At 70.7% G+C, this 18186-nt stretch carries 16 protein-coding genes and 1 pseudogene; 7 read left to right on the top strand and 10 right to left on the bottom strand.

Translation table 11 applies throughout. From position 1 onward, the window contains the following. Nucleotides 1–42 precede the first annotated feature (42 nt). A complete protein-coding gene (locus IG99_RS08840) occupies nt 43–768 on the top strand; it encodes a 3'-5' exonuclease (protein ID WP_037671648.1) in 726 nt (241 codons plus the stop codon). Nucleotides 769–775: 7 nt separating this feature from the next. Here IG99_RS08840 and IG99_RS08835 read toward each other — a convergent pair whose 3' ends face one another. Continuing rightward, nucleotides 776–1639 (bottom strand): phosphotransferase enzyme family protein, encoded by an 864-nt coding sequence (locus IG99_RS08835; protein ID WP_037671646.1) that lies wholly within the window; start codon nt 1637–1639, stop codon nt 776–778. 188 nt (nt 1640–1827) lie between these two features. On the opposite strand from IG99_RS08835, the gene IG99_RS08830 reads away from it, so the two are divergent. The 4 genes and pseudogenes from IG99_RS08830 to mgt all read left to right on the top strand — a co-directional run bounded on the left by IG99_RS08830 (nt 1828) and on the right by mgt (nt 6525). Further along, complete coding sequence (locus IG99_RS08830) at nt 1828–2763, top strand: carbohydrate ABC transporter permease (RefSeq protein ID WP_037671644.1); 936 nt, start codon at nt 1828–1830, stop codon at nt 2761–2763. After that, on the top strand, nt 2760–3593 hold the full coding sequence (locus IG99_RS08825; protein ID WP_037671641.1) for a carbohydrate ABC transporter permease: 834 nt from the start codon (nt 2760–2762) through the stop codon (nt 3591–3593). Before IG99_RS08830 ends, IG99_RS08825 begins: the two co-directional genes overlap by 4 nt. Then, the gene (locus IG99_RS08820; protein WP_107055860.1) at nt 3593–4873 is read left to right on the top strand and encodes an ABC transporter substrate-binding protein; all 1281 of its coding nucleotides are present in this window, start codon (nt 3593–3595) and stop codon (nt 4871–4873) included. Before IG99_RS08825 ends, IG99_RS08820 begins: the two co-directional genes overlap by 1 nt. A 382-nt stretch (nt 4874–5255) precedes the next feature. Then, nucleotides 5256–6525, top strand: a pseudogene (gene mgt / locus IG99_RS08815) (macrolide-inactivating glycosyltransferase). Between the two features lie 60 nt (nt 6526–6585). On the opposite strand, the gene IG99_RS08810 reads toward mgt, so the two are convergent. Next, entirely contained in the window at nt 6586–8853 is a 2268-nt protein-coding gene (locus tag IG99_RS08810) for an MMPL family transporter (RefSeq protein ID WP_037671636.1), read from the bottom strand. Nucleotides 8854–9088: 235 nt separating this feature from the next. Between IG99_RS08810 and IG99_RS08805 the strand changes: the two genes are divergently transcribed. Next, the gene (locus IG99_RS08805; protein WP_037671634.1) at nt 9089–9643 is read left to right on the top strand and encodes a DUF1697 domain-containing protein; all 555 of its coding nucleotides are present in this window, start codon (nt 9089–9091) and stop codon (nt 9641–9643) included. Here the strand turns inward: IG99_RS08805 and IG99_RS08800 are convergent. After that, nucleotides 9612–10472, bottom strand: coding sequence for an aldo/keto reductase (locus IG99_RS08800; RefSeq protein ID WP_037671633.1), 861 nt, complete (start codon nt 10470–10472; stop codon nt 9612–9614). The genes IG99_RS08805 and IG99_RS08800 overlap by 32 nt on opposite strands. A 38-nt stretch (nt 10473–10510) precedes the next feature. Between IG99_RS08800 and IG99_RS08795 the strand changes: the two genes are divergently transcribed. Then, nucleotides 10511–11518 (top strand): ketopantoate reductase family protein, encoded by a 1008-nt coding sequence (locus IG99_RS08795; RefSeq protein WP_037671632.1) that lies wholly within the window; start codon nt 10511–10513, stop codon nt 11516–11518. A 16-nt stretch (nt 11519–11534) separates the two neighbouring features. Here IG99_RS08795 and IG99_RS08790 read toward each other — a convergent pair whose 3' ends face one another. From IG99_RS08790 to cysC, 7 genes are all read right to left on the bottom strand, one after another. Next, a complete protein-coding gene (locus IG99_RS08790; RefSeq protein ID WP_037671630.1) occupies nt 11535–12275 on the bottom strand; it encodes a sirohydrochlorin chelatase in 741 nt (246 codons plus the stop codon). A 5-nt stretch (nt 12276–12280) separates the two neighbouring features. After that, nucleotides 12281–13192, bottom strand: coding sequence for an ABC transporter permease (locus tag IG99_RS08785; RefSeq protein ID WP_037671629.1), 912 nt, complete (start codon nt 13190–13192; stop codon nt 12281–12283). Then, on the bottom strand, nt 13179–13967 hold the full coding sequence (locus IG99_RS08780) for an ABC transporter ATP-binding protein (protein ID WP_037671628.1): 789 nt from the start codon (nt 13965–13967) through the stop codon (nt 13179–13181). The genes IG99_RS08785 and IG99_RS08780 overlap by 14 nt, the downstream gene beginning before the upstream one ends. Before the next feature lie 35 nt (nt 13968–14002). Then, entirely contained in the window at nt 14003–15115 is a 1113-nt protein-coding gene (locus tag IG99_RS08775) for an aliphatic sulfonate ABC transporter substrate-binding protein (RefSeq protein ID WP_037671626.1), read from the bottom strand. Nucleotides 15116–15351: 236 nt separating this feature from the next. Continuing rightward, the gene (locus IG99_RS08765) at nt 15352–16686 is read right to left on the bottom strand and encodes a sulfate adenylyltransferase subunit 1 (protein ID WP_037671623.1); all 1335 of its coding nucleotides are present in this window, start codon (nt 16684–16686) and stop codon (nt 15352–15354) included. A gap of 2 nt (nt 16687–16688) precedes the next feature. Further along, nucleotides 16689–17624, bottom strand: coding sequence for a sulfate adenylyltransferase subunit CysD (cysD, locus tag IG99_RS08760; RefSeq protein ID WP_037671620.1), 936 nt, complete (start codon nt 17622–17624; stop codon nt 16689–16691). Then, entirely contained in the window at nt 17621–18157 is a 537-nt protein-coding gene (gene cysC / locus IG99_RS08755; protein WP_037671619.1) for an adenylyl-sulfate kinase, read from the bottom strand. Before cysC ends, cysD begins: the two co-directional genes overlap by 4 nt. Nucleotides 18158–18186: the final 29 nt, after the last annotated feature.

Below are 18186 nucleotides of genomic sequence, written 5' to 3'. Positions count from 1 at the left end.
TGAAGGCCACTGGGGGAAAGCACCACCGAGAAGGGGGGCCGCATGGCCTGGCACCGGGAGCTGCTCATCGGCTTCGACCTGGAGACGACCGGGACGGATCCGCGGCAGGCGCGCATCGTCACGGGCGCCGTGATCGAGGTCAGAGCCGGGAAAGTCCTCGGGCACCGCGAGTGGCTGGCGGATCCGGGCGTGGAGATCCCGGCGGACGCGGTCGCGGTGCACGGCATCAGCAATGAGCGAGCGGTCACCGAGGGCCGGCCGGCCGACCAGGTCGCGGACGCCATCGCCGACGTCCTCGTCTCGTACTGGAAGACGGGCGTCCCGGTCGTCGCCTACAACGCCGCGTTCGACCTCACCCTGCTCTCCGCCGAACTCCGGCGGCACGCCCTGCCGTCCCTGCGCGACCGCCTCGGCGGCCCGGATCCGGCGCCCGTCATCGACCCGTACACCATCGACCGCTGGGCCGACCGCTACCGCCGTGGCAAGCGCAACCTCGAAGCCGTCTGCGCCGAGTACGGCGTCACCCTCGACACCGCCCACGACGCATCCTCCGACGCCCTGGCAGCCGCCCACCTCGCCTCCGCGATAGCCACCCGCCACCCGAAGATCGCCGCCCTCGGCCCCGCGGAACTCCACCACCGCCAGATCGAGTGGTACGCCGCCTGGGCGGCCGACTTCCAGAACTTCCTGCGCGGCAAGGGGGAAACGGACGCGGTGGTGGACGGTACGTGGCCCCTGCGGGAACTGGCGGAGAGCCCCACCGTGTGAGCCCCTCTCAGAAGGGGTACCACCGCACCGCCGCGTCACCCTCCCGCAGCGATCCCACCCGTCGCTCGAACTCGGCCAACGCCTTGGGATTGTTGGGCGCGTGCTGTGCCACCCACGCGCAGCTCGCCGTCTCCCGGGCCCCGCGCAGCACACCGCAGCCCTCCCACGCGCGCACATCCCAGCCGTACGTCTCGACGAACGACTCGTACGCCCCGGCGGGCAGCCCGTAGCGGTCACGGGAGAGGGCCATGACCACCAGGTCGTGCTCCCGCAGGTCCGCGGAGAACGTCTCCAGGTCCACCAGCACGGGTCCGTCCGGCCCGACATGCACATTGCGGGGCAGCGCGTCGCCGTGGATCGGCCCGGGCGGCAGCTGCGGGGTGAGCGCCGCCGCGGCCGCCGCGAAACCGTCCCGCCGTTCCCGCAGATATGCCGCGTCCGCCGGATCGATCGCGTCCCCGGCGAGCCGCAGCCACCGTTCCACCCCGCCCAGCAGGTCGCGGGGCGGCAACGCGAAGGAGGGCAAGGGCAGCGTGTGGACGACCCGTAGCAGTTCGGCCAAATCCCGCGGCTCGGCCGGCCGTACCGGATCCGGCAGCCGGTGCCACACCGTCACCGGATGCCCCTCCACGAGCCGCGCCTCCGGCTCCACCGCCCGCACCGCCGGAACACCCGCCCTGGCGAGCCACCCGGCGATGTCCAGTTCACGCCGCGCCCGGTCCAGGAGTTCGGCGTCGCGGCCCACCTTCACGACCAGCTCACCCGCGGCGAACACCGCGTTCTCACCCAGGGCGAGGAGCCGCACGTCCCGGGCCGCGACGGGCAGCACCCCCGCCGCGTCCAGTACGCCCCGCGCCCGTGCCTCGTCCATGGTCCGCTCCCTGCCCGTACTCGCCCCGATGCGCCCGCGCGCACGCCGTCGCGTTCCCGCCATTCGTCGGCCAGTGTCGCATCCGCACAGGTCGGGCGGTGTGCACGGTGCCTTGACGCGGCACATGACCTTCACGACCATGACCAGGCCCGTCCGAGCCGTGCAAAGGGGCTGATGACGTGACATCGGTGAGTGAGACGGCAGAAGTGAGGCCACCGGTGCGCGGCGCGCCGGGCTCGGGCAGGCGGCGGGGCGTCGGCGGCCACGGCGCCTGGTTCCTCGTCCTGCCCGCGCTGCTCCCCATCCTCGTCCTGAGTGTGGGGCCCCTGCTCTACGGCATCCTGCTGGCCTTCACCGACGCCCAGTCGGGCCGGACCGACCCCACCCGGTGGATCGGCGGACTCAACTTCCGGGACCTGCTGCACGACACCCTGTTCTGGGAGTCGTTCCGCATCGGCCTCGTCTGGGCGGTCGGCGTGACCGTCCCGCAGTTCCTGCTCGCCCTCGGCCTCGCGCTGCTCCTGAACCAGGACTTACGGCTGAGGTGGCTCGCCAGAGCGCTCGCCATCGTCCCCTGGGCGATGCCCGAGGTCGTCGTCGGCATCATGTGGCGCCTCGTCTACAACCCGGACGCCGGCATCCTCAACGAGACCCTGCGCGACCTCGGCCTCGGCGACGGCCGCGACTGGCTCAGCGGCCTGGCGACCGCCCTCCCGGCGGTGATCGTCGTCGGGGTGTGGGCGGGCATGCCGCAGACGACCGTCACCCTGCTCGCGGGGCTCCAGAACACTCCGCGCGAACTGCACGAGGCGGCCGCGGTGGACGGCGCGGGCGCCTGGCGCCGCTTCCGCACGGTCACCTGGCCCGCTCTCAGACCCATCGCCCTCGCCATCACGGCACTCAACTTCATCTGGAACTTCAACAGCTTCGCCCTGGTCTACGTGCTGACCAACGGCGGACCGGGCGGCCGCACCCGCCTGCCCATGCTCTTCGCCTACGAAGAGGCCTTCCGTTACGGCCAGTTCGGGTACGCGGCGGCGATGGGTTGCGTGATGGTCGCGGTGATCGCCCTGTTCCTCGCCCTGTTCCTGGTGGGCCGGCTCAAAGGAGGCGATGACACATGAGGACCCGTCCGGCGGCCCGAGCGGGCCAGTACACCGCCCTGCTCGGGTATCTCGTCTTCCTCGCCTTCCCCTTCCTCTGGCTGGTCTCCACCGCGTTCAAGCCGCCCCGCGAACTGGGCAGCCTGCACCCCACCTGGATCCCGAGGGACCCCACCCTCACCAACTTCCGGCAGGCTTTCGACGAACAGCCCCTGCTGCACGCCGCGTCCAACTCGCTCCTCGCGGCCCTGGGCGCCGCCGTGATCGCGGTGGCCGTCGCGACACCGATGGCGTACGTCATGGCCCGGCACCGCACCCGGCTGTCCCGGGCGGCGAGCGGCTGGGTTGTCGTCAGCCAGGCGTTCCCGTTCGTGCTGGTGATCATCCCGCTGTTCCTGGTGCTGAAGAACCTGCGGCTGATCGACTCGGTGCCGGGACTGGTGATGGTGTACGTGGTGTGGGCACTGCCGTTCGCGCTGTGGATGCTCGTCGGATACGTCCGGGCCGTCCCCGTGGAGCTGGAGGAGGCGGCGGCGGTCGACGGGGCGGGGCGGCTGCGGACCCTGGTGTCGGTGACGGCGCCGCTGCTCGCGCCGGGGATCGTGGCGACGGCGCTGTTCGCGTTCATCACGGCCTGGAACGAGTTCTTCCTCGCGCTGGTGCTGCTCAAGACCCCGGAGAAGCAGACGCTGCCGGTCGTCCTGACCCATTTCATCGGGGCGGAGGGCGTGGCGGACCTCGGGCCGCTGGCCGCCGCCGCGTTGCTCGCCACCCTCCCCTCCCTGGTCGTCTTCGCGGTCATCCAGCGGCGGATCACGGGCGGCATGCTCACCGGGGCGGTGAAGAGCTGATGCGGACCCCATCCGTCCTGGCGCTCGTCGTGGCACTGTTCCTCACCGGCTGCTCGTCCGGCGGAGGACGCGACGACGACGGCCCCGTCACCCTGCGTTTCCAGTCTCTCGCCTGGCAGGACGAGTCCGTCGAGGCCAACAAGGAGCTGGTGAAGGAGTGGAACGCGACCCACCCGGACATCAAGGTGGAGTATGTGCAGGGGAGTTGGGACAGCGTGCACGACCAGCTCCTCACCTCCTTCGAGGGCGGCGAGGCACCGGACATCATCCACGACGCCTCCGACGACCTCGCAGACTTCGCCTACGGCGGCTATCTCACCAATCTGACCGACCTGCTGCCCGAGCGGCTGAAGTCCGACATCCCGCAGCGGAGTTGGGAGACAACCACCTTCGGCGAGGGTGTCTACGGCGTGCCGTTCCTCCAGGAACCACGGGTGCTCGTCGCCAACGCGACCTGGCTGAAGGAGTCCGGTGTACGGATCCCGACCCCCGAGAAGCCGTGGAGCTGGGCCGAGTTCCGGCAGATCACCGACGAACTCGGCGGCAAGGGACGATACGGCGTCGCCTGGCCGCTGAAGGAGCCGGTCTCCGCCACCCTCAACCTCTCGCTCTCGGCGGGCGGGCAACTGTTCCACCGTGGCGTGGACGGCCGGGTCACCATCCGCTTCGACGCCGGCGACGAGGTCGTACCGCGCACCGTGCACGACCAGGTGAACACCGACCGCAGCGCCTCGCCCACGACCCTGGGCAGCGGAGGCTCGGACACTCTGCCCGGGTTCTTCGGCGGCAAGTACGCCATGGTCCCGCTCGGGTTCTCCTACCGCCAGCAGATCGCCCAGCAGGCGCCCGAGGGCTTCGACTGGCAGGTGCTGCCGGCCCCGGCGGGCGCCGACGGCCTCGCCCAGGGCGTCAGCCCGCAGACGCTGTCCGTCGCCGCGGACAGCCCGCACAAGGAGGAGGCCGTCGCCTTCCTCGACTTCCTGCTCGAGCCGCGGAACATGGTGCGGCTGGCGCTCGGCGACTGGATGCTGCCCACCGGCACCCAGGCGCTGAAGGACCCCGCCCTGCACACCACGGAGGACGACTGGGCCACGGGCACCGCCCTCGCCGCCCACCTGCGCCCCGCCCCGGCGCAGTTCGTGCGCGGCTACCCCGAGTGGAAGGACAAGGTGGCCACCCCGGCCTTCCAGGAGTACTACAGCGGCGCCATCGGCGTCGACGAGCTGAGGAGACGTCTGGAGAAGGACGGCAACCTGGTCCTCGCCCGCTATCAGCGCTGAGCGGCGCCCAGGGCGAGTGCTCCCGGAAGCCGGCCCGCGCCGCGGCGAACCGCTTGCGGTGCTCCACGCGCTCGCCCGGTCGAGGAGGGCCCGGGCGAGCGGAGCGGCACCGGCCGCGGGGTCGAGGGCGCGCAGCTCACGGACCAGGACGACACCCTCGTCAAACAGCGGACCAACCCGTTCCAGACACCGGTAGCCGCGCCGGTGCTCGGCTTCCTGCGTGGCGCGGACCCGGACTCCGCGGTGTGGCCAACCCGCGTGACGGGATCGGCCGAGGCGTCGAAGGCCGCCCGCAGGGCGGGCACTTCGACGAAGTGGGCGGCACGGACGTCGGGTGTCCACAGACCCCCCGTCCACATCACCGATCGAACGTTGACGCGCCATGGCGCGGAGCCGGAGGTCGCTCATCGGATTGCACGATACGTATCGTCTCGCCTAGGGTCGCGGTCATGACCACCCCCGCCCACATCGCCATGTTCTCCATCGCCGCCCACGGCCACGTGAACCCCAGCCTGGAGGTGATCCGCGAACTCGTCGCGCGCGGCCACCGCGTCACCTACGCGATCCCGGCACTGTTCGCGGACAAGGTCGCGGCCACCGGCGCGGAGGCGAGGACCTGGCACTCCACCCTGCCCACGCCCGACGACGACCCGTCGGCCTGGGGGACCACCCTGCTGGACAACGTGGAGCCCTTCCTGAGGGACGCCATCCAGGCGCTGCCCCAGCTGATCAAGGCCTACGAGGGAGACGAACCCGACCTCGTCCTGCACGACATCACCGCCTACCCGGCCCGTGTCCTCGCCCACCGCTGGGGCGTCCCCGCGATCTCCCTCTCGCCCAACCTGGTCGCCTGGCAGGGCTACGAGGAGGAGGTCGCCGAGCCGATGTGGGCGGAGCCGAAGAAGACCGAGCGCGGCCGGGCCTACTTCGCCCGCTTCCAGGCATGGCTCGAGGAGAACGGGATCACCGAGCACCCCCATCAGTTCTACGGCCACCCCGACCGCTCCATCGTCCTCATCCCCAAGGTGCTCCAGCCCAACGCCGACCGCGTCGACGAGAGCGTGTACACCTTCGTGGGTGCCTGCCAGGGCGACCGCACCACCGAGGGCGACTGGGAGCGCCCCGCCGGCGCGGAGAAGGTCGTGCTCGTGTCCCTGGGCTCGTCCTTCACCAACCAGCCCGGCTTCTACCGGCAGTGCGTCGAGGCCTTCCGCGACCTGCCCGGCTGGCACCTGGTGCTCCAGGTCGGCAAGCACGTGACCGCGGCCGACCTGGGCGACGTACCGGCGAACGTGGAAGTGCGCTCCTGGGTACCGCAGTTGGCCATCCTCAAGCAGGCCGACCTGTTCGTCACGCACGCAGGCGCCGGAGGCAGCCAGGAGGGGCTGGCCACCGGCACCCCGATGATCGCCGTACCGCAGGCCGTCGACCAGTTCGGCAACGCCGACATGCTCCAGGCGCTCGGGGTGGCCCGGCACATCCCGACCGAGGAGGCCACCGCCGAGACGCTGCGCACGGCGGCCCTGGCCCTCGTCGACGATCCGGAGGTCGCCCGCCGGCTCAAGGAGATCCAGGCCGGCATGGCCGAGGAAGGTGGCACCCGACGCGCGGCCGACCTCATCGAGGCCGAACTGGCCGCACGCCGGGCATGAGCGAGGGCCCGTCGGTCCCTCCCCGTGGGAGACCGACGGGCCCTGGCCCGAGCCGGGGGATCAGACCCTCAGTGGCTCGCCCTCGTCGTCCCGGGCCGGCCGTGCCACGGCCTCGGGCGCCTCGTCGTGGGTGAGGTCCGGCAGCCGGTGCAGCCACTTCGGCAGGTACCAGTTGCGCTCACCGAGCAGCGCCATCACCGAGGGGAGCAAGACGCCCCGGATGATCGTCGCGTCGATCAGGACCGCCGCCGCCAGGCCCACACCCATCTGCTTCATGGTCTGCATGGACAGCGTCCCGAAGATCGCGAAGACGGCGACCATGATGACCGCGGCGCTGGTGACGACACCGGCCGTGGTGACCACACCGTGTGTGATGGCGTCCTTCGTGGTCCGGCCGCGCAGCCGCGCCTCACGGATCCTCGAGACCACGAACACGTGGTAGTCCATCGACAGGCCGAACAGGATCACGAAGAGGAACAGCGGCAGCCAGGTGACGATGGCGCCCACCCCCTTCGCGCCCACCAGCGACGCGCCCCAGCCGTGCTGGAAGACGGCCACGAGGATGCCGTACGCCGCGCCCACCGACAGCAGGTTCAGCGCGATCGAGGTGATCGCGATCGTCAGCGAGCGGAACGACATCAGCATCAGCCCGAAGGCGAAGACCACGACGAAGGCGAAGACCGGGACGACCGCTCCGGCCAGCTGGTCGTTGAAGTCCTTCGACCCGGCGACCTGCCCGGTGATGGGCGCCTCGACGCCGTCGACCTTGCCGAGCGTGGCGGGCCGCACCTCGTCGCGCAGCTTGTCCAGGCTCCCACCGGCCTTGTCCAGATCGGAGCCGCCGACGAGCGGAACGTAGACGTAGGCGAGGTTCTGCGCGTCGTGCAGCTTGATCTCGACCGGGCCGCGCGAGGCGCCCGAACTGATCGCCCGCTCACGGAAGTCGGCCAGCGCGGACTTCACCTCGGGAGCGTTGATGTCCTTCGCCTTGACGACCACCTCGGCCGGCTCGGCGCCGCCCGGGAAGGCCTCGTTGAGCCGGTTGTAGGTCTGGACGATGGGCAGCGAGTCGCCGAACTCCTGGTCCAGGGTGAGCTGCTGGGTCTTCATGCCGAGCGCGGGCATCGCGACGGCGAGCAGCGCGCCGGCTGCGACGACCAGCGAGACGGCGGGCCTGGCGAGCACGACTTTCAGGACGGCGCTCCAGAACCGGCTGCCCTCGGAGGCCCGGGGGCCGTTGCCGTTCTTACGGCGCTTGTCGGGGTGCAGGAACGGAATCCGGCCCTTCTCCACGCGCTCGCCGAGCAGCGAGAGCAGCGCGGGCAGCACGGTCACCGAACCGACCATGGCGACCGCGACCACCATCAGGGAGGCCAGGCCCATCGCCTCGAAGGTGGCGAGCCCGGTGAACAGCATTCCCGCCATCGCCACGCACACGGTGACACCGGAGACGATCACGGCACGTCCACTGGTCGCCGCGGCGATCCGCAGCGCGGTCTCCGCGTCCCGGCCCGCGGCCCGCTCCTCGCGCTCACGGCGCAGATAGAACAGGCAGTAGTCGACACCCACGGCCAGGCCGACCAGCAGCATCACGGAGCTCGCGGTGTCGTCCATCGGCTGCCAGTGGCTGGCGATGCCCATCAGACCCATCGTCGCCATGATCGCGGTGAGCGCGAGCGCCACCGGAAGCAGCGCGGCGACCAGCGCGCCGAAGGCGATCAGGAGGATGCCCAGAGCCACCGGCACGGCGGAGTACTCGGCCTTCTGGAAGTCGTTTCCGAACGCGTCGGAGACCGTCTTCATCATGCTGGCGCCGCCGATCTCCTCGATCCGCAGCGAGGCGTGTTCCTTCTGCACGCCCGCGACGGCCTCGAGCACGGGCTCGACCCGCTCGCCCGCGGTGTCGGAGTCACCACGCATGTCGAACTGCACGAGCGCGCTGCGCCCGTCCTTCGAAATCGTGTTCGTGTCGTACGGCGATGTCACGTCGGTGACCTTGCCGGTCCCCTCGACGGCCTTGACGATCGCGGCGACGGCGCTCTTGAACTCCGCGTCGGTGGCCTTGAGGGAGCCGTCCTTCGCCTGGACCAGGACGGTCTCATTGGCCGGCTCCTCGATGCCGGCGTCCTCGATGATCTTGGCGGCGGTGTGGGTCTCGCCCGACAGCTGGTCGCTCTCCTTGACCTCGACCGTGCCCATCGCCGAGCCGATCCCCATCGCCAGGACGACGAACAGTACCCAGATACCGACGGCCGCCCATCGGTGGCGGGCGCTCCAGCCGCCGGCCCGGGCGGCGAACCCCCGCACCCGTGTATCTGTCTTCCCCATGACCGGCCCGCCCCCTTGTGCGCGGTGGCAGCCCCCTGCCGCCACCTTCCGCTTCGAAGGTATGGGCCGGATAAAGCCATCTCGTCGTGCTGCCCGGTGAGGTGTGACCGGCCCGGCTCCTCCCGACGGACCCCGGCTCCTCCCCACTGGGGAGGACCGTGGTCCCTTACATCTATCCGGCGGACTCAGGGGTCGTTGATCGGGGACGGGGCGCGGGCCGCCTTATGGTGTGCGGATGACGACGACGATGTACGCGGCGCTGCTGCGCGGAATCAACGTGGGCGGCAGCAAGAAGGTCCCCATGGCCGACCTGCGCACGCTGATGGAGGGTATCGGTCACGGCTCCGTCCGCACCTACCTCCAGAGCGGCCAGGCCGTGTTCGCCGCCGGCCACGGCGACGAGGACTCCCTCGCCGCCGAACTCGCGGAAGCGGTCGAGCGGCACTTCGGCTTCTCGGTGGACGTGATCGTGCGCGACCACGCCTACCTGAAGGCGGTCGTCGACGCCTGCCCGTTCCCGGCCGCCGAGCTGGAGGCCAGGCAACTGCACGTCACGTACTTCTCCGCACCCGTCGACGAGGAGCGCTTCGCGGAGATCGACCGGGCCGCCCACCTCCCCGAGGAGTTCCGCCTTGGCGACCGCGCGCTGTACCTGTACGCCCCCGACGGCCTCGGCCGCTCCAAGCTCGCCGAGCGCCTGTCCAAGCCTCGCGTCAACAAGGGCCTGATCGCCACGACCCGCAACTGGAACACGGTCGTCAAGCTGGTGGAGCTGACGGAGCGGGCCTGAGCGTGAGGGCCGCCAGCTCGCCCTTCGACAGGCGTACGGCGCCCGCGTCGAGGTTCTCCTCCAGGTGGGCCAGGGTGCCGGTGCCGGGGGTCGGGCAGAGCACGGGGGAGCGGTGCAGCAGCCACGCCAGGGCGACCTGGCCCGGGGTGACCCCGTGCGCGTCGGCGACGGACGCGCACACCGGGTCCGTCGTCAACGCCCCGTTGCCCAGCGGGAACCACGGCAGGAACGCGATCCCGCGCGCCTCGCACAACGCCAGCAGTGACTCGGAGGCGCGGTCGAGGAGGTTGTAGCGGTTCTGGACGGACGCGACCTCCGTCAACTCCACCGCGGCTTCGAGCTGTTCGGCGGTGACCGTGTCGAGCCCGACGTGCCGGATCTTCCCTTCGGCGCGCAACTCGTCCAGCGCCCCGAGCTGTTCGGCCACCGGCACCGCGGGATCGAGCCGATGCAGCTGGTACAGGTCGATGGTCTCCAGCCGCAGCCTGCGCAGACTCGCCTCGCACATCGCCCGCAGCCGCTCCGGCCGCCCGTCGACGTGCCAGGCCCGGTCGCTGGTGCGTACGACCCCGCCCTTGGTGGCGATCAACAGCCCCGGCGGATAGGGGTACAGGGCCCGGGCCACGAGTTCCTCGGCGATCGAGGGGCCGTAGTTGTCGGCCGTGTCGATCAGCGTCACACCCCGCTCGACCGCCCGCCGCAGCACCGCCACCGCGTCCGCGGCGTCCCCACGCGGCCCCCAGTAACCGGGTCCCGTGAGCTGCGCGGTCCCGTAACCGAGACGGTGGACGGTCAAGTTCCCGCCCAATGTGAGGGTTTCCTCGATCATCCGATGGAGCGTACACACGTCTGTGCGAAGCTCGTCCCATGCGCTACATCATCATCGGGGCAGGAGCGGTCGGCGGCACGATCGGCGGTCGGCTGGCGGGATCCGGACACGAGGTCGTCCTGGTCGCGCGCGGCGCGCACCACGCGGCACTGCGCGAGGGCGGACTGCGGCTGAAGGCGCCGGAGGGCGAGTTCACGTACCGGCTGCCGACGGTCGACGGGCCCGGCCCGCTGGGCGAGCTGCGCGCCGACGACGTCCTGGTCCTCGCCGTGAAGACCCAGGACAGCGAGGCGGCCCTCCAGGCGTGGGCCCCGGTCCTGGTCGAGGGCGGCGGCACCGCGGCCGAGCGGCTGCCCCTGGTCTGCGCGCAGAACGGTGTGGAGAGCCAGCGGCTCGCTCTGCGCCGCTTCCGGCACGTCTACGGCGTCTGCGTGTGGCTCCCCGCCACCTACGTCGAACCCGGTGTCGTCTCCGCCGCCGGGACCCCTCTCACCGGTGTCCTCCACCTCGGCCGGCACCCGCACGGCACCGACGAGACCGCCCGGCTGATCGCCGCCGACCTCGAGAAGTCGAAGTTCGAGGCCCCTGTCGTCCCCGACGTGGCCCGCTGGCAGTACGCCAAACTCCTGCACAACCTCGGCACCGCCCTGGAAGCGGTCACGGGACCCGTCGCCGACGACGGGGCCCAGGCCTTCTACGCCAGGGTCCGCGCCGAGGGCGAGGCCGTGCTGGACGCGGCTGGCATCCCGCACACGAGCGTCGAGGAACAGCAGCGGATCCGCGGCGACAAGATCACTCTCGTTCCTCTCCCCGGCACCCCCCGTGGCGGCGGCTCCTCCTGGCAGTCCCTCACTCGCGGCACCGGCACGATCGAGGCCGACTACCTCAACGGCGAAATCGTCCTCCTGGGCCGTCTGCACGGGGTCCCCACCCCCCTGAACGAACTGCTCCAGCAGCTCGCCAACACCTTCGCGCGCGAGCGACGGGCCGCCGGTTCGATGCCCCTGTCGGAACTGGTGAGCCTGGCCGACCGCGTCACCGGGTGAGCAGGGGCGCGGCCCGTCAGGCCGTGCGCGACAACCGGCCGCGCGCCGCCACCGCGTCGGCCCGTTCCAGCAGCACCCTGGCCACCTCGGGAGCCGCGCCCAGGACGTCGGCCAGGACGTCCGCCTCGGTGGCGCCGCGGGCGATGCGGTCGGGGAGGAAGCCGGGGGCGAGGACGTAGGGGGCCACGGCCACCTTCTCGCAGCCGAGGGCGCGCAGTTCGCGTACCGCGTCCTCGGTGCGCGGAAGGGATGCGGAGGCGAACGCAGGCCGCACGGCGCACCAACCGGTGTGCCGCCACTCCCGCGCGATTTCTGCGATCACTGCGATCGCCTCCGGGTCGGTGGACCCCGCCGAGGCCAGCACGACCCCGGTCGAGGACTTGTCGGCGGGGGTCAGCCCCGCCTCGTACAGTCGCCGCTCCAGGGCGGACAGCAACAGCGGGGACGGGCCCAGGACCTCCGCCTGGCGGATCCGCAGCCGCTGCGGCGCGCCCCGCAGCACCGCCGGGATGTCGGCCTTCGCGTGGAAGGCGCGGGTCAGCAGCAGCGGGAGGGCCACCACGTCATGCACGCCCTCCGCCGCCAGGGACTCCAGCACGCCCTGCACGGACGGGATGTTGAAGTCCAGGAAGCCGGTCTCCACGCGCAGCCCCGGTCGCAGCGACCGTACCCGCCGCACCAGGGCGTGCACGGTCGCGGCGTGCCGCGGGTCGCGGCTGCCGTGGGCGATGACGAGGAGCACCGGCTTGTGGAACACGGGCGTCAGCTCTTCACCAGCAGGCCGCGGTTGCGCAGTACCCACCGCTCCAGCGGACTGAAGATCAGCAGATCGATCGCGATACCGACGAACAGGATCAGGATGATCGCCTCGAACACCATCGACATGGAGCTGGCGTTGCGCCCGTTCTCCAGCAGCGCGCCCAGACCGATTCCCAGATCCGGCGAGGAGGCGATGATCTCCGCCGCCATCAGCGAGCGCCAGGAGAACGCCCAGCCCTGCTTCAGGCCCGCCAGATAGCCCGGCAGCGAGGCCGGCAGGACGATGTGCCAGGCGCCCTTCAGGCCGGTGGCGCCCATCGTGCGGCCCGCCCGCAGGAACAGCGGCGGCACCTGGTCGATGCCGGAGACCAGGCCGTTGGCGATGGACGGCACGGCACCGAGCAGGATCACCGCGTACATCATCGAGTTGTTCAGACCCAGCCAGATCACCGCGGGCGGCACCCACGCCACCGACGGAAGCGACTGCAGGCCGGACAGGACCGGCCCGATCGCCGCGCGCACGAACTTCACCCGGGCCACCAGCAGCCCCAGTGGGGTGCCGATGGCGAGCGCCAGCAGGAAGCCCAGCAGGCCTCGCGAGACGCTGGTCCAGATGTAGTCGAGGAGCTTGCCCTCCAGCCAGGCGTCCTTGAACTCGCCGCCCACGTCGGCGGGCGACGGCAGCTTGCTGGGGTCGTCGACGATCTTCAGGGAGACCAACAGCTGCCAGACGACCAGAACCACGACGATCGCGGTGATCGGCGGAAGGATCTTGTTGACGAAGGTCTGCCGGAACGGCGTACGGCTCGTGGCCGAGGTCTCCAGGGCGTCGAGACCCGCCTCCAGCCCACCCAGCCCGGAGCTGTCCTTGACGGGGGCGTCCGCCGTGGTGTCGGTGGTCTCAGTGCTGGCCATGACGGCGGATCTCCCCACGCAGTACTTCGGTGATCTCCCGGGACAGTTCGGCCACGGGCGCGTCCTCGATGCGGCGCGGCTGCGGAATGTCCACCGTCCACTCGCGCTCCACCCGGCCCGGCCGCGACGACAGCAGCACGACACGCTGCGCCAGCCGCACCGCCTCGCGCACGTTGTGCGTCACGAACAGGACGGACACCCCGGTCTCCGCCCAGATCCGGGTGAGCTCGTCGTGGAGCACGTCCCGGGTGATCGCGTCCAGCGCCGCGAACGGCTCGTCCATCAGCAGCAGCCGGCTGTCCTGCGCGAGTGCGCGAGCCAGCGCGACCCGCTGGCGCATACCACCGGACAGCTCGTGCACCCGCTTGCCGTACGAGCCCTTCAGCCGGACCAGTTCGAGCAGCTCCTCGGCACGGCCGCGCCGTTCGTTCTTCGCCACTCCCCGGAGCTTCAGGGCGAGTTCGATGTTCTTGCCCGCGGTCAGCCACGGGAAGAGGGCGTGCTCCTGGAACATCAGAGCGGGACGCCCGTCGGTGGTGATGCTGCCGGTGGAGGGCCGGTCGAGGCCCGCCACCAGGTTCAGCAGAGTGGACTTGCCGCAACCCGAGGCCCCCAGAAGGGTGACGAACTCACCCGGCGCGACATCCAGCGTGATGTCGTCGAGGACGAGTTGCTGCCCGGCGGGACCGGCGAACGACTTCGATACGTGCTCGATACGGGCGGCATGCTCCACCGAAGCGGAGCCTTCGGCGGCCTTGGCGAGGGCTGTGGCCATGGTCGTCACCTCCTGGGAACTCTCGGATTCGGGACTTACTCGGCGCCGAGACCGGCGTCGTCGACCGGGCTCCCGCCCTCGGCCTTGAGGACCTTGTTCAGCAGGGTGAGGTCGTAGATGCCGTCCAGCTTCGGGTTCTCCAGCAGACCGGCCTTCACCGCGTGCTCCGCCTCGGTGTTGAGGGTGGAGGCCAGCGGGTCGTCGGTGAACTGGATGGACTTCCACGCCGGGTCCAGGACCTCGGCCGGAAGCGCCTTGCCCGAGTCCGTCTTGAGCTGCGCGTTCGCCGCGGCCTTCGCCTCGTCAGGGCTGGCGTTGATCCACTTGTTGGCGTCGACCGACGCCTTCAGCACGGCCTCGACGGCCTTCGGGTGCTCCTTCAGGAACGCCTGCCGCACGATGACGTTCGTGATCACGAACTTCTTGTCCGGCCACAGCGACGCCTCGTCGAGCAGCACCTTGCCGCCAGCGGCGACCAGCTTCGACGCGGTCGGCTCGGGCACCCAGGCACCGTCGATCGAGCCGGACTTGTAGGCGTCCGGGGTGACCTTGTTGTCGGTGCGGACCACCGAGACGTCACCCTTGCCGCTGTCCGCGTCGACCTTCCAGCCCTGCTCCGCGATCCAGTTGAGGAACGCCACGTCCTGCGTGTTGCCCAGCTGCGGGGTAGCGATCTTCTTGCCCTTGACGTCCTTCAGGGACTTGATCTTCTTCGGGTTGACGACGAGCTTCACACCGCCGGAGGCCGAACCGCTGATGATGCGCAGGTTCTTGCCGTCGGACTTGGTGTACCCGTTGATGGCCGGGGACGGCCCGATCCACCCGATGTCAATGGCACCCGAGTTCAGCGCCTCGATCTCGGACGGGCCCGCGTTGAAGACCTGGTACTTGGCCTCGGTGGCGCCGAGCGACTTCTGGAAGTACCCCTTGTTCCTCCCCACGAGCGCGGTGCCGTGGGTCAGGTTGCCGAAGTAGCCGATCTTGACGGAGTCGAGACCGTCGATCTTCTTTGCGCCGGCGGCGACCTTCTGGTTGGACGGCTCGTCCTTGGCCTCGGAGCCGTAACCGCAGGCGGCGACGGTGAGGAGGGGGAGGGCGGCTACGGCGACGATGCCGCGGCGAAGAAGCTTTGAGGCGATGGCAGGCACGGGAGGTGTTCCTCTCGTTGGCCCGGCTGGTCACGGTCTCTCAGGTCGTGGCCGGGAATTCGGCAAGGGGTCTTCGTCGCTTCCGGGACGTCGGGTGGGGGGTGAGGGCGCGCAGGCAGTGCGCGTACGTCACAGCACACATCGCGCCACCCCGCCCTGCCCGCTGCCGAGGGCGCCGCTGCCGACGCGGCCGCCCTCCTTCGCGAACGTCGAGTAGAAGTCGGTGGAGTCCATGCTCAGAAGTCCCACCCGTCGTCGTCGGCCTCGTCCTTGACCGGCTCCGGCGCCGCGAACGACTCGCCGACCATGCCGGCGGTGAGCGTGGTGCCGTCGTTCGGGTCGATGAGGATGAAGGAGCCGGTGCGCCGCGAGTCGGAGTAGGAGTCGACGGGCAGCGGCTCGGCGGTACGGATCTTCACCCGGCCGATGTCGTTGGCGATGAGCTGCCCCGGGTGCGGGTGCAGGGACAGGTCGTCGAGCGTGAGGCGGGACGGGATGTCCTTGACGATGGCCTTGACCGTGCGGGTGCCGTGCTTGAGCAGCACCCGGTGGCCGACCGTCAGCGCGGCGTCGGCGACGTGGCAGACGGTGGCCTCGATGTCCTGCGTGGTCGCCGGCGCGTCCTTGGTTGGCACGATCAGGTCGCCGCGCGAGACGTCGATGTCGTCCTCCAGCAGCACCGTCACCGACTGGGTGGTCCAGGCGACGTCGACCGGCTCGCCGAGCAGGTCGATGCCGGAGATCGTCGTGGTGCGGCCCGAGGGCAGTACCGTGACCGGCTCGCCGACGCGGAACGAACCGGCGGCGATCTGGCCGGCGTAACCGCGGTAGTCGGGCAGGTCGGTGGTCTGGGGGCGGATGACGTACTGCACGGGGAGGCGGGCGTGGCAGTGGCTGAGGTCGTGGGCCACCGGCACGGTCTCCAGGTGCTCAAGGACCGTCGGACCGCCGTACCAGTCCATCTTCCCCGAGGCTTCCACGACGTTGTCCCCGGCCAGCGCCGAGATCGGGATCGCGGTGACCTCCGGGACGCCCAGTTCGGTCGCGTACGCCGTGAACTCCTCGGCGATGGCGGCGAAGACGGGCTCCTGGTAGTCGACGAGGTCCATCTTGTTGACGGCGAGGACCACGTGCGGGACGCGCAGCAGCGCCGCGATGGCGGCGTGGCGACGGGTCTGCTCGACGACGCCGTTGCGGGCGTCGACCAGGATCACCGTCAGCTCGGCCGTCGACGCGCCCGTGACCATGTTCCGCGTGTACTGCACGTGGCCGGGGGTGTCGGCGAGGATGAACCGGCGGCGCGGGGTGGCGAAGTAGCGGTACGCCACGTCGATGGTGATGCCCTGCTCGCGCTCGGCACGCAGACCGTCCGTCAGGAGCGCGAGGTCGGGCCCCTCCGTGCCCCGGCTCGCCGAGGCGCGCTCGACGGCTTCGAGCTGGTCGGTGAGGACGGACTTGGAGTCGTGCAGGAGGCGGCCGACGAGGGTGGACTTGCCGTCGTCGACGGAGCCGGCGGTGGCGAAGCGCAGCAGGGTGGTGGCCGAGAGCGCCTCGGTCGTGATCGTGCTCATGCTTAGAAGTACCCCTCGCGCTTGCGGTCTTCCATCGCGGCCTCGGAGAGCTTGTCGTCGGCGCGGGTCGCGCCGCGCTCGGTGAGACGCGAGGCGGCGATCTCGGTGATCACGGCGTCCAGCGTGGTGGCGTCGGAGTCGACGGCACCGGTGCAGGACATGTCACCCACGGTCCGGTAACGCACCAGCCGCTTCTCGACGGTCTCACCGTCCTTGGGGCCGCCCCACTCGCCGGCGGTCAGCCACATCCCCGAGCGCTTGAACACGTCCCGCTCGTGGGCGAAATAGATCTGCGGCAGTTCGATGCCCTCGCGGGCGATGTACTGCCAGACGTCCAGCTCGGTCCAGTTCGACAGCGGGAACACACGGACGTGCTCGCCGGGCGCGTGGCGTCCGTTGTAGAGGTTCCACAGCTCGGGCCGCTGCCTGCGGGGGTCCCACTGGGAGAACTCGTCGCGCAGCGAGAACACCCGCTCCTTGGCGCGGGCCTTCTCCTCGTCGCGGCGACCGCCGCCGAAGACCGCGTCGAACTTCTCCGACTGGATCTTCTCCGTCAGGGGGAGCGTCTGCAGCGGGTTGCGGGTGCCGTCCGGGCGCTCACGCAGCACACCGCGGTCGATGTAGTCCTGGACGGAGGCGACGTGCAGCCGCAGGCCGTGCTGGTCGACGGTGCGGTCGCGGTACTCGATGACCTCGGGGAAGTTGTGCCCGGTGTCGACGTGCAGCAGGGTGAAGGGCACCGGCGCGGGCGCGAACGCCTTCAGCGCGAGGTGCAGCATGACGATGGAGTCCTTGCCACCGGAGAACAGGATCACCGGGTTCTCGAACTCGCCCGCCACCTCGCGGAAGATGTGCACCGCCTCGGACTCCAGGGCGTCCAGATGGCTGAGGGCGTACGGGCTGTCCGTACCGTCCTCCACCTTGGCCACGGTCGTCATGCCAGTCCCCTTTCGCTGAGCAGGGCGTACACCGACGCCGCGGACTCCTGCACGGTCTGGTTCTGGGACTCGATCCGCAGATCGGGCGACTCGGGCTCCTCGTAGGGGTCGTCCACCCCGGTCAGGCCCTTGAGCTCACCCGCGGCCTGCTTGGCGTACAGGCCCTTCACATCGCGCTCCGAGCACACCTCGACCGGGGTCGCGACGTGCACCTCCAGGTAGGCGGTGCCGCCCTGCTGGTGGCGCTTGCGCACCGCGTCCCGGCTGTCGGCGTACGGGGCGATCACCGGAACCAGCACCGTCACGCCGTTACGGGCGAGCAGCTCGGCGACGAAGCCGATGCGCTGCACGTTGGTGTGCCGGTCCTCACGGCTGAAGCCGAGGCCCGCCGAGATGAACTCGCGGATCTCGTCACCGTCGAGGACCTCGACACGCCGGCCCCGCTCGCGCAGGCGGCCGGCCAGCTCGTGGGCGATGGTGGTCTTGCCGGCACTCGGCAGACCCGTGAGCCAGATGGTGGCTCCGGTCGTCACGTCAGTCTCCTGTGTCTCTGTCATCGCGA

This window comes from Streptomyces griseus subsp. griseus (assembly GCF_000720255.1).
In the GTDB taxonomy this organism is placed as follows: domain Bacteria; phylum Actinomycetota; class Actinomycetes; order Streptomycetales; family Streptomycetaceae; genus Streptomyces; species Streptomyces griseus_I.
Note: the sequence above shows the minus strand (reverse complement) of the source record. Positions and strands in the feature narration are given on the sequence as shown.